This is a genomic window from Rhodococcus sp. no. 34, from assembly GCF_054589475.1.
Map to the genome: position 1 here is coordinate 1 of NZ_BAAILK010000036.1, position 219 is coordinate 219.

The 219-nt window shown below is 60.7% G+C and carries 1 protein-coding gene; it reads right to left on the bottom strand.

The annotated features are described in order from the left end of the window. The coding region (locus ACYP01_RS16855; protein WP_459681353.1) for a serine hydrolase domain-containing protein at positions 1-219 on the bottom strand (219 nt) is incomplete at both ends.

Below are 219 nucleotides of genomic sequence, written 5' to 3' on the forward strand. Positions count from 1 at the left end.
GGGGAGTCCGCTGGTGTGTTGGAGGAGTTGGCGGATGGTGATGTTGTGGCCGTCGATCCCGTCTCCGCGGACGAGTCCGGGTAGGTAGGTCTCGATGGGGGTGTCGAGTTCGATCTTTCCTTCGGCGACCAGTTGCAGGACCACTACTGCGGTGAAGGTTTTGGTGTTGCTGCCGATTCGTATCTGGCCGTTGGGGGGTACCTCTGATCCGGTGGTCAG